At 63.5% G+C, this 16,536-nt stretch carries 14 protein-coding genes; 5 read left to right on the top strand and 9 right to left on the bottom strand.

What is annotated here, in order from left to right:
- Positions 1-43: 43 nt before the first annotated feature.
- From FSO04_RS04730 to lpxK, 5 genes are all read right to left on the bottom strand, one after another.
- Positions 44-802 carry a 3-hydroxyacyl-CoA dehydrogenase gene (locus FSO04_RS04730; RefSeq protein WP_154558606.1) on the bottom strand — a complete coding sequence of 253 codons (759 nt, stop codon included), beginning with the start codon at positions 800-802 and terminating at the stop codon, positions 44-46.
- 281 nt (positions 803-1,083) lie between these two features.
- Positions 1,084-1,749, bottom strand: coding sequence for an adenylate kinase (gene adk / locus FSO04_RS04725; RefSeq protein WP_054034304.1), 666 nt, complete (start codon positions 1,747-1,749; stop codon positions 1,084-1,086).
- A gap of 214 nt (positions 1,750-1,963) precedes the next feature.
- Entirely contained in the window at positions 1,964-2,764 is an 801-nt protein-coding gene (gene kdsB / locus FSO04_RS04720; protein WP_154558605.1) for a 3-deoxy-manno-octulosonate cytidylyltransferase, read from the bottom strand.
- Positions 2,765-2,933: 169 nt separating this feature from the next.
- Entirely contained in the window at positions 2,934-3,137 is a 204-nt protein-coding gene (locus FSO04_RS04715) for a Trm112 family protein (RefSeq protein WP_006050060.1), read from the bottom strand.
- Positions 3,118-4,134 (bottom strand): tetraacyldisaccharide 4'-kinase, encoded by a 1,017-nt coding sequence (gene lpxK, locus FSO04_RS04710; protein ID WP_154558603.1) that lies wholly within the window; start codon positions 4,132-4,134, stop codon positions 3,118-3,120. Before lpxK ends, FSO04_RS04715 begins: the two co-directional genes overlap by 20 nt.
- Positions 4,135-4,710: 576 nt before the next feature.
- Here lpxK and xseA point away from each other — a divergent pair.
- From xseA to FSO04_RS04690, 4 genes are all read left to right on the top strand, one after another.
- Complete coding sequence (gene xseA, locus FSO04_RS04705; RefSeq protein WP_154558602.1) at positions 4,711-6,090, top strand: exodeoxyribonuclease VII large subunit; 1,380 nt, start codon at positions 4,711-4,713, stop codon at positions 6,088-6,090.
- Between the two features lie 219 nt (positions 6,091-6,309).
- Positions 6,310-6,888 carry a superoxide dismutase gene (locus FSO04_RS04700; protein ID WP_054034297.1) on the top strand — a complete coding sequence of 193 codons (579 nt, stop codon included), beginning with the start codon at positions 6,310-6,312 and terminating at the stop codon, positions 6,886-6,888.
- Positions 6,889-7,462: 574 nt separating this feature from the next.
- On the top strand, positions 7,463-8,041 hold the full coding sequence (locus FSO04_RS04695; RefSeq protein WP_154558601.1) for a glycine zipper family protein: 579 nt from the start codon (positions 7,463-7,465) through the stop codon (positions 8,039-8,041).
- Positions 8,042-8,332: 291 nt separating this feature from the next.
- Positions 8,333-10,066 (top strand): PQQ-binding-like beta-propeller repeat protein, encoded by a 1,734-nt coding sequence (locus FSO04_RS04690; protein ID WP_154558600.1) that lies wholly within the window; start codon positions 8,333-8,335, stop codon positions 10,064-10,066.
- A 139-nt stretch (positions 10,067-10,205) separates the two neighbouring features.
- On the opposite strand, the gene FSO04_RS04685 is transcribed toward FSO04_RS04690, so the two are convergent.
- Positions 10,206-11,636 (bottom strand): NYN domain-containing protein, encoded by a 1,431-nt coding sequence (locus tag FSO04_RS04685; protein WP_154558599.1) that lies wholly within the window; start codon positions 11,634-11,636, stop codon positions 10,206-10,208.
- A gap of 157 nt (positions 11,637-11,793) precedes the next feature.
- Positions 11,794-12,450 (bottom strand): ATP-dependent Clp endopeptidase proteolytic subunit ClpP, encoded by a 657-nt coding sequence (gene clpP / locus FSO04_RS04680; protein WP_154558598.1) that lies wholly within the window; start codon positions 12,448-12,450, stop codon positions 11,794-11,796.
- Positions 12,451-12,651: 201 nt separating this feature from the next.
- On the opposite strand from clpP, the gene FSO04_RS04675 reads away from it, so the two are divergent.
- Complete coding sequence (locus tag FSO04_RS04675) at positions 12,652-13,626, top strand: sigma-70 family RNA polymerase sigma factor (RefSeq protein WP_154558597.1); 975 nt, start codon at positions 12,652-12,654, stop codon at positions 13,624-13,626.
- On the opposite strand, the gene FSO04_RS04670 is transcribed toward FSO04_RS04675, so the two are convergent.
- Both FSO04_RS04670 and mdtD read right to left on the bottom strand, forming a co-directional pair.
- Positions 13,582-14,856 carry an EAL domain-containing protein gene (locus tag FSO04_RS04670; protein ID WP_154558596.1) on the bottom strand — a complete coding sequence of 425 codons (1,275 nt, stop codon included), beginning with the start codon at positions 14,854-14,856 and terminating at the stop codon, positions 13,582-13,584. The two genes, FSO04_RS04675 and FSO04_RS04670, sit on opposite strands and share 45 nt — an antisense overlap.
- A 272-nt stretch (positions 14,857-15,128) precedes the next feature.
- On the bottom strand, positions 15,129-16,514 hold the full coding sequence (gene mdtD / locus FSO04_RS04665) for a multidrug transporter subunit MdtD (RefSeq protein ID WP_154558595.1): 1,386 nt from the start codon (positions 16,512-16,514) through the stop codon (positions 15,129-15,131).
- Between the last annotated feature and the right edge of the window lie 22 nt (positions 16,515-16,536).

The following is a 16,536-nucleotide window of genomic DNA, read 5'->3' as shown; positions in this document are numbered from 1 at the left end:
TTTCATAGGCGCAGCCGCATAAAGCTGCGCGCCGGGTACATCATTACTTCGGCTGCATCCGGATCGCGCCGTCCAGACGAATCACTTCGCCGTTGAGCATCGGATTGTCGAAGATCTGCTTCGCCAGCATCGCGTACTCAGTCGGTTTGCCGAGACGCGGCGGGAACGGCACCATCGCGCCGAGCGCATCCTGCACTTCCTGCGGCATGCCGAGCAGCATCGGCGTTTCGAAGATGCCCGGGGCAATCGTCATCACACGGATCGCGTTGCGCGACAGGTCGCGTGCGATCGGCAACGTCATGCCGACCACGCCGCTCTTGGACGCAGCATAAGCGGCCTGGCCGATCTGGCCGTCAAACGCAGCCACCGAAGCCGTGTTGATGATCACGCCACGTTCGCCATTCGCATTCGGTTCGTTCTTCGACATGGCCGCGGCGGCGAGCCGGATCATGTTAAAGGTGCCGATTAGATTGATGGAGATGGTGCGGGCAAACGACTCGAGCGGATGCGGGCCGTCTTTGCCGACCGTCTTGATGGCGGGTGCAACGCCCGCGCAATTGACGAGGCCGCGCAGCGTGCCGAGCTTCGTGGCGGCTTCGACCGCTTGCGTGGCGTCGTCTTCGCGGCTCACGTCGCATTTGACGAACACGCCGCCGAGTTCCTTCGCGAGCGCCTCACCGGCATCCTGATTCAGATCGGCCAGCACCACCTTGCCGCCGTTCTCGACGAAAAGGCGCGCCGTGGCCGCGCCCAGTCCCGATGCACCGCCGGTGATCAGGAATACGTTGTCACGAATCTCCATGTCTTCTCCTTTGCTTCAGTTCAGTAATGTCTCGATCGAATATCTTTTCGATGATCGATTGTAACGGCTATGCTGCAATGCGGAAAGCGAAGCGGCGGGGGTGCCGGCCGGGTGGGGCCTCTGTCGAAGACCCATAGTGCCGATGAACTGCTACGGATGGCTAATTAATGCGGGGCGCGGCGGACGATGGAGATCGGGGTAAGAACGCACGTCGCGCCGCGTGCAATAAAAAAACCCGCCGGAATGGGCGGGTTTTTCGACCGACAACGGCAGATGTGCGATTACTTCAACGCATCGAACGCGCGGTTGCGAATTTCGTCGACCGAGCCGAGGCCCGAAATGCGGCGATATTGCGGTGCCGTCAGCGAGGTCGCCGGGTCGCCGTTTTGCGCCCAGTTGTTGTAGTACTCGATCAGCGGCTTGGTTTGAGCAACATACACGTCGAGGCGCTTCTTGACCGTTTCTTCCTTGTCGTCGTCGCGCTGGATCAGCGGTTCGCCCGTCACGTCGTCCACCCCTTCAACCTTCGGCGGGTTGAACTTGACGTGGTACGTACGGCCCGACGCGGCGTGCGAGCGGCGGCCGCTCATACGCACGATGATCTCTTCGAACGGCACGTCGATTTCCAGCACGTAGTCGATCGCGACGCCTGCCTGCTTCATGGCTTCAGCTTGCGGAATGGTGCGCGGAAAACCGTCGAACAGATAACCGTTCGCGCAATCCGGCTGCTGCAGGCGTTCCTTCACCAGATTGATGATCAACTCGTCCGTGACCAGTTCGCCGGCATCCATGAAACGCTTGGCCTCAAGACCGAGCGGCGTGCCTGCCTTGACGGCGGCGCGCAGCATGTCACCGGTGGAAATTTGCGGAATGCCGAATTTTTCCTTGATGAAGTTTGCCTGAGTGCCCTTGCCCGCGCCGGGCGCACCCAAAAGGATCAAACGCATGTGATATCTCCAGATCTATGTGAATTCTTTGGTGACGCTGCAGCCATCCCGCGATTCGTCGAGGGACCCGCATCGGCTGCCGTTTTGCGTCTCGCGCTGCACGTCGAACACGACGGCGCTGCAAGACCGCAACGGTGCGACCGGGGCAAACCCTGACTCTCGCGTTTAACGGGAGGCGCGCACAACCGTCCGATTATGCCATGGGTTTTTCCGCTCAAGCCCCGAATAAAGCCTGTACGCGCGCGAGATCGGCGGGCGTGTCGACGCCGGGCAGCGGCGCATTCTGCGTGACGAGCACCGCGATTCGCTCACCATGCCACATCGCGCGCAGTTGTTCGAGCGCTTCGACCTGCTCGATCGGCGAGATCGCGAGACCCGGATACGAGCGCAGGAATCCGGCGCGATACGCGTACAGGCCGATATGCCGGTGGACGACCGCGGGCGCCGGCGGCGTGGGCATCGCTGCCACGTCGGGCCAATGTGGCTGATACGCGTCGCGTGCCCACGGAATCGGCGCGCGCGAGAAATACAGCGCGACGCCGCGCGCGTCGAGCACGACCTTGACGACGTTCGGATTGAAAATTTCCGCTGGGTCGGTGATCGGATGTGCAGCGGTGGCGATCGCGCAACCATGGCTCGAAGCCAGGTGCGACGCCACGCCGCACACGAGCGCCGGGTCGATTAGCGGCTCGTCGCCCTGAACGTTTACCACGATCGTCTCGTCGCTCCAACCGAACTGCGCCGCTACTTCCGCGAGACGGTCGGTACCCGACGGATGATCGGCGCGCGTCAGCACGGCTTCGAAACCGTGCTCGCGGGCCACATCCAGCACCGCTTGCGCGTCGGAGGCGATCAGCACCTGCTGCGCGCCGGATTCGCGCGCGCGTTCGGCGACCCGCACCACCATCGGCTTGCCGCCGATGTCGGCGAGCGGCTTGTTGGGCAGACGCGTCGAGGCGAGCCGGGCCGGCACGACGGCGATGAACGGGGGAGTGGTGGCGTTAGCGTTGGTCATCGGAAGGACGAGCGGCGATGAAACCGGAAGAATGCGCTCGCAAGTGCAGTGCGGGCGCTGATGGGAAAGACGGCAAACAAGACGGCAAATGCGGCAATTGCGGATCAGACACGCACGGCGAGCTGGATGGTCTCGCGCCGCACCCGCCCCGCGTCGGGCAAAAGCTGACTCAGGCCACAGAGCCCGGATTCAGATCGACCGGCGTGCCTTCCACGGTCTGCCGTGCTTCGTCGACCAGCATCACGGGAATGCCGTCGCGGATCGGATAGGCAAGTTTGTCCGCGTTGCAGATCAGTTCCTGCGCGGAACGGTCGTAGCTGAGCGGGCCCTTGCAGATCGGGCAGACGAGAATTTCAAGCAGGCGAGCGTCCACGGACTTTCTCCACAACTAATGCAATGAGGCGATGATCGAGCGCGGCTTCGACAGGGACAACCCAGATGCGCGCGTCGTGCCAGGACCCTAATTTTACCGCATCCTTTTCAGTTATCAGGATGGCGTCCGCGTCGACGTCCGCAAAAGGATTGCGTTCGAACGCGTAGTGATCCGGCAAGGCGCGGGTGGCGGGCGAGAGGCCAGCCGCGCGCAGCGTCGCGAAAAAACGCTCCGGCGCTCCGATGCCGGCCGCGGCCAGCACGCGCTCGCCGCTGAATTGCGCGAGTGGGCGGCGCAGACCGGGGTTGTCGAGATGCCAGGCGTCGGCGGGCGCGAGTTGCAGCGCGAACGTATTCGGCCATGCGGGCAGCGTGCGGGCGTACGGGTCGTTGATCAGCGTCGCATCGCGGCGGCGCGACAGCGGCTCGCGCAACGGACCGGCCGGCAGCAGAAAACCATTGCCGCCGAGCCGGTGATCGAAGACCACCAGTTCGGCGTCGCGCTCGAGACGGTAGTGCTGCAAGCCGTCGTCGCTGACGACCACGTCGACTTCGCGATGCGCGGTGCACAGCGCCTGCGCGGCCGCGACGCGATCCGGGCAGACCCACACCGGCGCGCCGGTGCGGCGCGCGATCAGCAGCGGCTCGTCACCGCCGACACTTGCCGCCGACGTCGCGAGAACCCGCGTCGGTCCTTTGACGCGCGCGCCATAGCCACGCGACACCACGCCCGGCTTAAAGCCGGCGGCGCGCAAGGCTTCGACCAGGGCGATGACGGTCGGCGTCTTGCCGGTGCCACCGACGGTCACGTTTCCGACCACCACCACCGGCACGCCAATGCGCACGGATTTCAGCAAGCCGAACGAGAAAGCGGCGCGGCGCGCGGAGGCAATCGCGCCAAACACACATGCGAAGGGCGTCAGCGCCCACGCAAGCGGTCCACGCTGCTGCCACTCGCGCGCGAGGCGTGCTTCGAGACGGTCGCTCAGTCCGCTCATCGGCAAGCCGCAGGGACGGGCGAAAGGGGCCGGGACGGCGGCATGGAAGCGCCAGGCGCAATACGCGGTGCAAGCATCAACGCGGTTCTCCGGACAGTCGAAAAGTGAAGCGAAAAGGTCAGGCAGCGGCTGCATCCGCTGCACTCGCGCAGTGTGCCCGCAGTGTGCAGTCAATGGGCCATCATGGCGAGCGTGGCGGACGTTCAACATACCGCCGAACCCGCCACTCTAGCGCGCGCAAGTCCCGCCCGGCAAGTCGCGCGCCTTGCGCCGCACGGCAAGTCACGGCTCCGAACGATGCTCGCAGCCTGTGGATAACTTTGTGGAGAACCTGCCCATCAACGGTCTGAGAGGGCCGCGCCGAGCGCTCCGTATCGGCAATCGTTCTCTTTAACGAGATGCAAAATCCATATAAATCAAAGACATGCTTCCAATTCACGCGACCTGGCGGGCAATCTGGCGGCATTCGTCTAACGGCTCCCGACATGTGGACACTTTTAACAATTCGTCTGCTGTGCTGGACGCCGATGGCCACTCGGTCTATCGTCTGTCCGGCCAGTCACCGATATTCCTCGCATGAATCCCGAAAGCCCTTTTTCCTCGTCGGCTACGCCCGGCGGTGAAGTTGTCGTCCCCGTTTCCGCGCTCAACCGTGCGATTGGCACGATGCTCGAACGCTCGTTTCCGCTCGTCTGGGTGTCCGGGGAAGTGTCGAACTTCACGCGTGCCGCGAGCGGCCATTGGTATTTCTCGATCAAGGACGCGCAGGCACAGATGCGCTGCGTGATGTTCCGCGGTCGCGCGCAATACGCCGAGTTCACGCCGCGCGAAGGCGATCGCATCGAAGTGCGCGCGCTGGTGACGATGTACGAGCCGCGCGGCGAGCTGCAACTGAATGTGGAAGCGGTGCGCCGCACGGGGCAGGGGCGTCTTTATGAAGCCTTTCTCAGGCTGAAGGCGCAACTCGAAGCCGAGGGCCTCTTTGCCGCCGAACGCAAACGCGCTTTGCCGGCCCATCCGCGTGCGATCGGTATCGTGACGTCGTTACAGGCCGCCGCATTGCGCGACGTCCTGACCACCCTGTCTCGCCGCGCCCCGCATATTCCTGTGATCGTCTACCCGGCACCGGTGCAGGGCGTGGGCGCCAGTGCCAAAGTAGCGGCCATGGTCGATGCTGCCAGCGCGCGGCGCGAAGTCGACGTGCTGATCGTGTGCCGCGGCGGCGGCTCGATTGAAGACCTGTGGGCGTTCAACGAAGAAGTGCTGGCGCGCGCGATTGCCGAAAGCGCGATACCGGTGGTGAGCGGCGTGGGTCACGAAACCGATTTCACGATCGCCGACTTCGCCGCCGACGTGCGCGCACCGACGCCCACCGGTGCCGCCGAACTCGTCAGCCCGCAGCGCGTGCTGTTGCTGCGCGAACTCGATCATCGGCATGCGACGCTCGCTCGTGGCTTCGGCCGCATGATGGAGCGGCGCGCCCAACAACTCGACTGGCTCGCACGCCGGCTCGTGTCGCCGGCCGAGCGGCTCGCGCGGCAGCGCACGCATTTGCAGCAATTGAGCGTGCGGCTGGCATCGGCGGGCGCGCGTCCCGTGCGTGACGCCCGAGCGCGGTTTTCTCTGTTGCAGATGCGCTGGCAGCGCTGGCGCCCGGATCTCGCCGCGCATCAGGCAAAGCTCGGCATGCTCTCGCAGCGTCTGGACGCGGCATTGTTACGCCAGCATGAACGTCAGTCCGCGCGCATCGACACGTTGGCTGCCCGGCTCGAAGTACTAAGTCCGCAGCGCACCCTGGAGCGTGGCTATGCTGCCGTGCTCGATGCACAGAGCGGCCGCGCGGTGCGCTCGCCGTCGTCGCTGAAGCCGGGGCGGCGCCTCACGGTGCATCTCGCCGAAGGCGCGGCGGACATTGCCCTCGCCGACGTGCAACCGCGCTTGACCGACGGTTTCTGACACTTCGCCGACGGCACGCAAAAGCGCATTTTTGACCGTCGCGAGAGTCGGGCACAGCCCGTGCGAATGCACTAATTACGCTATGTGTGCGGCGTGTTCGCCGATGCCGGGCATAAAGTCCGTTGGTTTGCGGGGTTATTCCAACTCGCCTACAATCGAGTGCTCTAAAGCGTTATCCGCAGACTCCCCCACAACAGATACAGACTCAAGGAAAGCACCATGGAACATACGCTCCCGCCGCTGCCGTTTGCAAAAAATGCACTCGTTCCGAACATGTCGGAAGAGACGCTTGAGTACCACTACGGCAAGCACCACCAGACCTATGTGACCAACCTGAACAATCTGATCAAGGGCACGGAGTTCGAGAACCTGTCGCTCGAAGAGATCGTCAAGAAGGCATCGGGCGGCATCTTTAACAACGCTGCTCAGGTGTGGAATCACACGTTCTTCTGGAACAGCCTGTCGCCGCAAGGTGGCGGTGCACCGACCGGCGCACTGGCTGACGCGATCAACGCCAAGTGGGGTTCGTTCGAGAAGTTCAAGGAAGAATTCGCCAAGACCGCAGTCGGCACGTTCGGCTCGGGCTGGGCATGGCTGGTGAAGAAGGCTGACGGTTCGCTCGACCTGGTGTCGACGAGCAACGCGGCTACGCCGCTGACCACGGACGCGAAGGCACTGCTGACGATCGACGTGTGGGAACACGCGTACTACATCGACTACCGCAATGCGCGTCCGAAGTTCGTTGAAGCGTACTGGAACATCGTCAACTGGGCATTCGCGTCGAAGAACTTCGCGTGAGTTTGCCGGTTGCAGCGTGACAAGATAGTTCGGATATCCAGCGAAACTGGAGATCTAAGCGGATCGCTGCAATGAAGTCTGGAGACGGTAGTAAAACAGAAAGCCCTCCTTCGTGAGGGCTTTCTGCTTTTTAGTCGCCAATTTTGGCGACGCCATGCGCCTTCAACAGAAGGCCAGCTCGTGCACGGCGGTCGACAGATGAAGTTTGCACGTTTCTACGCCGTCGCATTTGCGCGTCAAATCTTTCGTCATTCATATCCATTTTTACTTAAGGGTTACTGCATATTCCTTGCTGCCGGCAAGCTTCGTCAGCGTTGCGCATCAGACCTTGCGCGCGTTCAATCAAGGCTGTGTCGATGCGGCCCCGGTCGTATCGGAATCCGTCGACATTTGCCGATGCCGATGCCGATGCCGATGCCGATGCCGATGACCGCGCCCTCCGCCGGTGGGCGAGACCGTGCCGCGCGGACGCGGGCGAGAATGTAAGCGAAAAAAAATCTGTAACGATCTCGTAACCAAGGACGATACAGATTGGCATAACGTTTGAATTCCGATGTCTTTGAAGCGCACGAACATGATCTCCAGCACCAAGTCGATAAGCCTCGCCCTACCGGCCGCCGTCGTTGCGCTCGCGCTCGGCGGTTGCGCGGTCTTGCCGCCGAGCGGCCCAAGCGTGGTCGCGCTGCCGCGTAGCGGCGAGCCGCTCGGGCAGTTCCAGCAGGACGACTATGCATGCCGCGACTACGCGAACCGCTCGACGGACCCGAACGCGGCTGCCCAGGCGGCGACCACGAACAGCGTGAACAGCGCCGCGCTGGGCACGCTTGGCGGCGCGGCGGTCGGCGCACTGACCGGTGCGGCGGCGGGCAATGCGGGCGCCGGCGCGGCGATCGGCGCGGGCAGCGGGTTGCTGATCGGCGGCGCGAACGGCGCGAATGGCGCGCAGTATTCCGCGGCGGGCCTGCAAGCGCGCTACGACGCGGCCTACGCGCAGTGCATGACCTCGAAAGGCAACACCATCTCGCAGCCGCCGCAACCGGCCTACTATGCGCCGCAGCCGGTCTATTACGCACCTCAGCCGTACTACTATGCGCCGCCGCCGAGGTATGTCGCGCCGCCTCCGGTGATGTACGCGCCTTACCCGTATTACTGAGGTCGATCGGAAACCTCGCTGCGCAGAAACTAACCGTTTGCGCCAGGGAGCAGGCAAGCTTGTTGCTGTAGAGCTTTTGTCATGTCTGGCGGAAAGACACGAAACGATGGCGGCAAGCCGCCCGGCAAAGGGCGTACGTTTGAATGGAGGGTCAGGGACGCCACCTGTCTGGCGGTTCCGCACAGCCCGCAAACTCCACTCCATCCCTGCCGGCATCCGCCGTTTCTGACTCCGCCGTTTGACGCAGCCCGACGCACGGAGTGAGCCGGACATCGTGCCAACGAGGCGACCATGCAGCGACCGCAAACCGGCACGTTCAATCCGAGTATGTGGTCCCGTGTGTGCGAGTGGCTGGCGATTGCATTCGTCGCTGGCTGCTTCCTTTCTTGCGGCGGCGGATCGGGTGGCTCATCGGGTACGGGCTCGGCAGCCGGCAGCGGCACCACCGGTGGCGGCTCGACGACCGGCAGTGGTGGCACCGGCTCAACCAGTTCGGGTGGCACGTCGATGGGAACGGCGACCTTCGCCACCGACGTGCTGATGCATCACAACGATCTCGCCCGCACGGGCCAGATGCTCGCCGAGACGACGCTGACGCTCGCGAACGTGAATTCAGCGAGCTTCGGCAAAGTGGCGTTTCTCGCCGCGGACGGCAAGGTCGATGCGCAGCCGCTGTTCGTCACGAGTCTGTCGATTGTCGGCACCGCTCACGACGTGGTCTACGTCGCCACCGAACACGATAGCGTGTACGCGTATGACGCCACCACCTTCGCGCAATTGTGGAAGGTCTCCTTGGTCGGCAGCGGCGAGACATCCAGCGACGACCGCGGTTGCCAGGACATCACGCCGGAAATCGGCATTACGTCGACGCCGGTGATCGATCGCAATCGCGGCGCGAATGGTGTGCTGTATGCCGTGGCGATGACCAAAGACGGCAGCGGTGCGTACCATCATCGGCTGCATGCGCTTGATCTGACCACTGGGGCAGAGGTGCTTGGCGGGCCGACGGAGATTGCGGCGAGCTTCCCCGGCAGCGGCGCGGGGAGCGTCAACGGCACCATCACCTTCAATCCGTCGCTGCACGCGGTGCGCGCGGCGCTCACGCTGGTCGGCGGCAACGTCTATATGGGCTGGACCGCGCACTGCATGTCGGGTGCTTACACCGGCTGGTTGATGGCCTATAGCGCCGACACGTTGCAGCGGACCAGCGTGTTCGACGTCGCACCGAACGGCAGCCAGGGATCGATCTGGATGGCCGGCTCAGGCATGGCGTCGGACGGCACTTCGATTTACGTCGTCGACGGCAACGGCACGTTCGGCACCACGCTGAATGCGCAGGGCTTTCCCGTCGACGGCGACTTCGGCAACTCGCTGATGAAGCTGTCCTTAGGAAACCTGCAGGTCACCGATTACTTCGCCATGGATAACGTCGTGGCCGAGGCAAATGCCGACAACGATTTCGGTTCGGGCGGCGTGATGCTGTTGCCGGATCAGACGACCGCGGGCGGCGTCGTCAAACACCTGGCGGTGGCGGCGGGCAAGGACAATCTGATCTATGTGGTCGATCGCGACTCGATGGGTAAGTTCAGTCCCACGGCGAACAATAACTGGCAGGTGTTGACCGGCACGCTCGCGGGCGGCATCTGGGGGTCGCCGGCTTATTACAACGGTGTGGTCTATTACGGCGGCTGGAACGATAACCTGAAGGCGCTGCCGATCTCCGGTGCGTTTCTCGCGACCACCGCATCGTCAAAGAGTCCAACCACGTTTGCCTATCCCGGCGCGACGCCGGCCGTGTCGGCCAATGGCTCGAGCAACGGCATCGTCTGGGTGGCGGAAAACGGCACGACGGGTGCCTTGCATGCGTACGACGCAGGCAACCTTGCGCATGAGTTGTACAACAGCAATCAGGCGGGCGCGCGCGATCAATGGGGCGCGGGCAACAAGTTCATCACGCCGATGATCGCGCGCGGCAAAGTGTTTGTGGGCGCGACGAATGGGGTGGCGGTGTTTGGTTTGCTGTAGGTGTTACGAACGGGAAATGGAAAAGCCCCTGTTCATTGCGAGCAGGGGCTTTTTGTTTGGAGCGGAGTTTGCGCGGCGGCACTCACATTGCTATGGGCGTACCGGAAGAAATCCGTGCACGTGACGCAAAGTGAGACGCTTATTCCACCTCGCTCGTTGCCGCTGTCTTACGCGGACGGCGACTGCGTGGGGCGGTTTTGCGCGCTGCCTTCTTGGCGGCCACGGGCGCTTTTTCTTCGGCGACCGACGCCACCGGTGCTTCAGCAGGCGCCGCGATTTCCGGTACCTCGTCGATCCTTCGCGGTGCTGCCTTCTTCGTTTTCTTCGCGGCTGTCTTGCGCGGTGCGCGTTCCTTGCGGCGCTCAGGTTGGGTGCCGCTCGTTTCCTGTGCCTCTTCTTCGGCTACCGCGACCGGTTCAGCCGCAAAGGCCTCCGGTTCTATCCAGGCGGCTTCCGGCTGTTCGAAAACGGCTTCACTGGCCAATGGCGCGTGCGTGTGCCCCGTGTCAGTTTGAGCCTGTGCATGGCGGCTGTGCTCAACCGCCGCACGATCTTCCTGCACTGCTTCCTGCTGGCCGCGACCGGGTTTGCGATTGCCGCGGCCTCGGCGGCGCGACTCGTGCTTGCCGCCCGACTCGGCGACAACGGTTTCGGCAACCTGTGCTTCAACAATCTGTTCTGCCGACTCACCCGCTTCGGCCGGCTCGTTCACGTTTTCGGCACCCGCATTTCCAGCCGCGCCCCGATAAACGTACGCGCCCGACTTCTCATCGCGGCCGAATTCGAGCAGCCCGCGCGCATGCGCTTCTTCCAGCAGATTGCCGAATGCGCGAAAGCCGTAGTACGTCTCGTTGAAATCCGGCTTGCGGCGCTTGATCGCGTTCTTCAGTACCGATGCCCAGATCTTCCCGCTGTCGCCACGTTCGGACGCGAGCGCGTCGAACGTCTGCACGGCGATCTCGACCGCTTTGGTGCGGCGTTTTTCGAGGTCTTCCTTGCTGCGTGATTTTTCTTCGTCGGGCGTACGTTTGGCGGTCTGCTGCGCGGTCTGTTGCGGGCGCGACGACTCGCGCTTGGCAACCGTGCGCTGACTCTCGCGCACGAGGTCGTCGTAAAAGAAGAACTCGTCGCAGTTCGCGATCAGCAGATCGGAGGTGGATTGCTGCACGCCGACTCCGATCACCTGCTTGTTGTTCTCGCGCAGCTTCGACACCAGCGGTGAAAAGTCCGAGTCGCCACTGATGATGACGAACGTATTGACGTGCGATTTCGTGTAGCAGAGGTCGAGCGCGTCGACCACGAGCCGGATGTCGGCGGAATTCTTGCCCGATTGGCGCACGTGCGGAATCTCGATCAACTCGAAATTGGCCTCGTGCATCGCGCCTTTGAAACTCTTGTAGCGGTCCCAGTCGCAATACGCTTTCTTCACGACAATGCTGCCCTTGAGCAGCAGACGTTCGAGCACCAGCTTGATGTCGAACTTGTCGTACTTCGCGTCGCGCACGCCGAGCGCAACGTTTTCGAAGTCGCAGAATAGCGCCATGCTGACGGTTTCGTTGGATGACGCCATGAATATCTCCATTGAAGCGATCGTCGAATTCGACGAATCGCGACCATGATAGCGATTCCAGCGGAGGTGATCAGCTTTTGTGTTTCCGGCGCACCGATAGGGCTGGCAAAAAGCCGCCCGGGGGCGAGGACGTTTCTGGCGGTGCGGCCTTGCCGCGCTACATGTCACGGTGACGAGCCGGATCTCCTGGATTGCTTAGCGCCGCTCGTGTTTCGAGCACCTCGTCGACGAGACCGTACGCCTTCGCGCCTTGGGCAGACATGAAGTTGTCGCGGTCGGTGTCGCGGACGATCTCTTCGATACTGCGCCCGGTGCGCTCGGCCATCATCGCGTTGAGACGTTCGCGTTGGTAGAGCACCTCTTTCGCCTGGATTTCGACGTCGGCAGCGGTGCCCTGGCTGCCGCCCGACGGCTGGTGAATCATGATGCGCGCGTTCGGCAGCGCGTACCGTTTGCCGCGCTGGCCGGCGGTCAGCAAAAACGTGCCCATGCTGGCGGCAAAGCCGGTGCACAAGGTCGACACCTCCGGCTTGATGAACTGCATCGTGTCGTAGATGGCGAGGCCGTCATACACCGAGCCGCCCGGCGAATTGATGTAAAAAGAAATATCCTTGTCGGGATTCTCTGATTCCAGAAACAGCAATTGAGCGACGATCAGACTGGCCGACTGTTCGTTCACCGGACCGACCAGAAAAACGATGCGCTCGCGCAGCAGGCGCGAATAGATGTCGTAGGCGCGCTCGCCGCGGCCGGACTGTTCGATCACGGTGGGCACGAGGCCGAGGCCGGTGACGGACGGATAGCTGGAATGCATGTTTGCCTCGTTTCAGGTGGCGCGTTGCCGGTAGCCGGGAGCGGTGGCCGATTCGAACAACCGCGCACCCTCTGCGCGGGTTGTTGTCCTTATGACGAGAAGAAGGGCAGCGGCGTGACAGGAATATTTTTTCGTTGGGCTGTCACATCGGCGGGAGCCCGAGCGTCAAGGTAAAAAGGATGCAGATCTGGAGGTCAACGCATGACGGAACAAGGAATCGACAAGGCATCCAGCTTTGAGGCCGTGCGTGCCCGCCTGCTCGCGCTGGCGTACCGCATGCTCGGCAGCCGCGCCGAAGCGGAAGACGTGGTGCAGGACGTCTGGCTCAAGTGGCATCTCGCCGATACGCAAGAGGTGCAGACACCGGCCGCCTGGCTCACCACGATCACCACGCGCGCGGCTATCGACCGGCTGCGTCACGTGCAGCGCGAACGCGCATCACAGGCCGCCGGCTGGCTGCCGGAGCCCTTGCTCGACGAGGTGGCGCCATCCGCGGAGGAACTGGCTTTGCGCGCGGCGGAGATGTCGTATGGCGTGATGCTTCTGCTCGAGCGTCTGAAGCCGGATGAGCGGGCGGCATTCGTGCTGCACGAAGCTTTCGATTGCGACTACGCGGAGATTGCGAAGATTCTCGACCGAACGCCGGCCAGTTGCCGGCAGATCGTCCATCGGGCCAAGGGGCGTTTGCAGCGTGCGGGCGCGCCGCTGGAGCGGCCGGATCCCGCCGCGCATGCGCGGATCGTGGAACGCTTGCGCACGGCGCTGGAGGCGCAGGATCGGGCGGGCTTGTTACGGCTCTTTAGCGATGCGCCGGAAGTCGTCAGCGACGCGCCGGTGTGCACGCAGGAACTGGCGCCAGTGGCCTGGATGGAGACGGTGACAGCGCTCGCGCATCAGGCGAGCCATGCCGAGGTGGTGTCGGTCGAAGGCGCAATGTGTATTGCGTTGCTGTTCGAAGGCGAGGTTGTCGCGGTAATCGACGTGTCCACGCAAAGTCTGGCGGGCGGAACGACCAAGATCGTCGCGTTGCGCGCCGTCACCAGCGCGGCGCGTTTGCAGGCAGCCAACCGCTTGCTGGGCCGCGCGGCCGTCATGAAGCTGCTCGCGCGGATCCAGCGGCACGCCCTTACCTCAATTACGATGCGCGGCGACTTCCCAATTAATGTCGACGCATAGCACCTGGGTGCCGTGCGGCGTATGCGCGGCGATCGAGGCCGTCACGCACAGGTGCGCTTCGTTGATCGACAGGTAGGGCGGTGTGAGGTGCACCTGCCCTGGCACGCGCATGGCCTGAATGAAGTACGGCCGGCGTTCCCAGCTCGCGCCTTGCGAATGCAGCAACGGCCGGAAGCGCTTGGCGCGTTGCGAAGCGCGCCCCGGCGGTAGCACGTTGTCGCCGATCTGCCGGCCCGAGCCGTCGAGCACGAAACAGCGTGCCGTCTCGCCGAGCGTGAGCAGCGTCGCAGTCGCCTGGGCCACCGATTCCCCGGCCACGAGTTGGGCAGCCGCCGTTTCCAGCGCCGTGACATAGGGTGCGAGCCGTGCGGACTGTGCGCGTTCGCGCGCGGCAACCCGTTCGCGTAGCGCCGCGGAGAGCGAGTCCATCAGGCCGGCCGCCGCTTGCGGTTTCACCGGCTCGACGCTCGGGCCCGCGAAGTACGCGCCCTGCACGAAGTCGACGTTGCATTCGAGTGCGATCAGCGCATCGCGCTCGGTGCTCAGGCCGCCCATCAGCACCAGTTGGCCGGATTCGTGCAGCAGCGAAACGAGGCCCGGCAGCACGCGTTCAATATGCGAGTGTTCGCTCGCTTGCGCGAGAATGCAGCGGTCGAGCGTGACGATGTCCGGACGCAGATTCCACACGCGGTCGATGTTCGAATGCTTGGCGCCAAAGCCGTCCAGCGCGATCAGGAAGCCGGACTTGCGCAACGCGTCGATGATGTCGGCGAAGCGCGTGGTTTCACCGCCGGCCTGTTCTGATACTTCCAGCACCACCCGTTGCGGCGGCAGGCCCAGCGCCTTGAGGCCGGCGAGCAGTGCGTCGCCGTAACTGGTGTCCATCAGCGCCGCCGGGTGCAGGCTGAGGAAAAGCCATTCGTCGTGGCTGTCGAATGCGTTGAAGTTGCCCAGATGCAGCGATTCGGCGAGCCGCCCGAGTTCCAGCAGGTCGCCGCGCCGCGCCGCCTGCGTGAAAACCTCGTGCGACGGCACCTGCAGCGCATGTTCGTCGTGTGCGCGCAGCGAAGCGTGATAGCCGATCGCACGCCGGTGCGACACCGAAAAAACCGGCTGGAACACGCTGAAAACCGTGTAGCCGCCGTACAGAACGGTGCGCCGGGAGCCTTCGTCGCCGGCCATCGGGCGCGGCGGCTGGAAGCCGGGAGGATCGAGTTCGATCATGCTCATCATGTCAGTCGTGTGGAAGTGGCGGCGCGCTTCTCATGCTCGACACGAGTGGGCACGCGCAAAATGTGAGTTTACAGGATACGCGAGCAAGAACTATGCGCGTGCGGAAACACTCTGTGCGCGCCCGCTTACCGCTGTCAGTACGGCGATTGTGCGCAAGCGCGTGCGCGCAGGCGATGATTCGCACTTCGGTGGTGCGATCCGCGCCCCGTTGCGGGTCGGCGACGGGGCGCGGCGGGTAGGGGCAACGCCACCGCAACCTGGCGCAAAACTCAGGTCCGCTCCGAAGGATCGGTCTTTTTCGAGGGTGTACGGATGTCCGGCGACAGTTGCGCGAAGATCCACGACGAGCCGGCGGTGATGATGCCGACACACAGGAACGTCGCATGGAACGCGGGCAGGGAGTTGGCGGCCGTCACGCGCGGCAGGAGGCCGGTGAAGGTCGCAAGCAACGCGCCGGCGACCGTCACGCCGAGGCTCATCGACAGCATCTGCACCAGCGAGAACAGGCTGTTGCCGCTGCTCGCGCCGCCGGTGCCGAGATCCTTGAGCGTGAGCGTGTTCATCGCGGTGAACTGCATCGAGTTGACCGCGCCGAAGAACGCCAGTTGCACGAGCCGCAGCCACAGCGGCTGGCCGGCGCTGGTGAGCGCGAAGCTCGCCATGGTCAGGCCCACCAGCACCGTGTTGACGATCAGCACGCGCCGGTAGCTGTATTTGACGATCAGCGTCGTGACAAGGCGCTTGGCCGCCATGCCCGCAGCCGCCACCGGCAGCATCATCATGCCGGCTTCGAAGGCGCTATAGCCGAGACTCACCTGCAGGAGCAGAGGGATCAGATACGGCATCGCGCCGCTGCCGATCCGCGCGAACAGATTGCCGAGCAGGCCGACGCTGAAGGTGTGGATCTTGAACAGATCGAGCGGGAAGATCGGCGCGGGTTCGCGTACGGCGTGCAAACCGTAGGCGACGAAGCAGGCGAGGCTGAGGATCAGCAGCACCAGCACGGTGGCGTGCTGGATGCCAAACTCCGTGCGGCCGTCGAGCGCGAATGAAATCGCCACCATGCCGAAAATCAGCAGCAGATAGCCTTTCAGATCGAACTTGCCGGTGTGCTCGTTGCGGCTATCCGGCATGAAGATGAATGTGGCGATGCAACCCACGATCCCCACCGGTACATTGATCAGAAAGATCCAGTGCCACGAAGCGATTTTTACGAGCCAGCCGCCGAGCGTCGGGCCGATCAGCGGTCCGATCAGTCCGGGAATCGCCACGAACGACAAAGCCGGCAAATAGCGTTCCGCCGGAAAGGTACGCAGCACCGCGAGCCGCCCAACCGGCAACAGCATCGCCCCGCCCACGCCTTGCACGATGCGATAGATCACCAGTTGATTCAGGGTATGCGCGTTGGCGCACAGCAGTGAGCCGACCGCGAACACGAGGATCGCGCTGAAGAACACACGCCGCGTGCCAAGCTTGTCGGCGAGCCAGCCGGACACCGGGATCATCACCGCCATCGTCAGCGAGTAGGCGATCACCACCGATTGCATGCGCAACGGCAACTCGCCGAGGCTCGTCGCCATCGCGGGGAGCGCGGTGTTGACGATCGTGGAGTCGAGCGTCTGCATGAAGAAGCCGGTGGCGACGAGCCACAGCATCACCTGTCTCTTATACACATCT

The organism is Paraburkholderia madseniana (genome assembly GCF_009690905.1).
Lineage (GTDB): Bacteria > Pseudomonadota > Gammaproteobacteria > Burkholderiales > Burkholderiaceae > Paraburkholderia > Paraburkholderia madseniana.
This window is presented reverse-complemented; position numbering and strand designations above follow the sequence as displayed.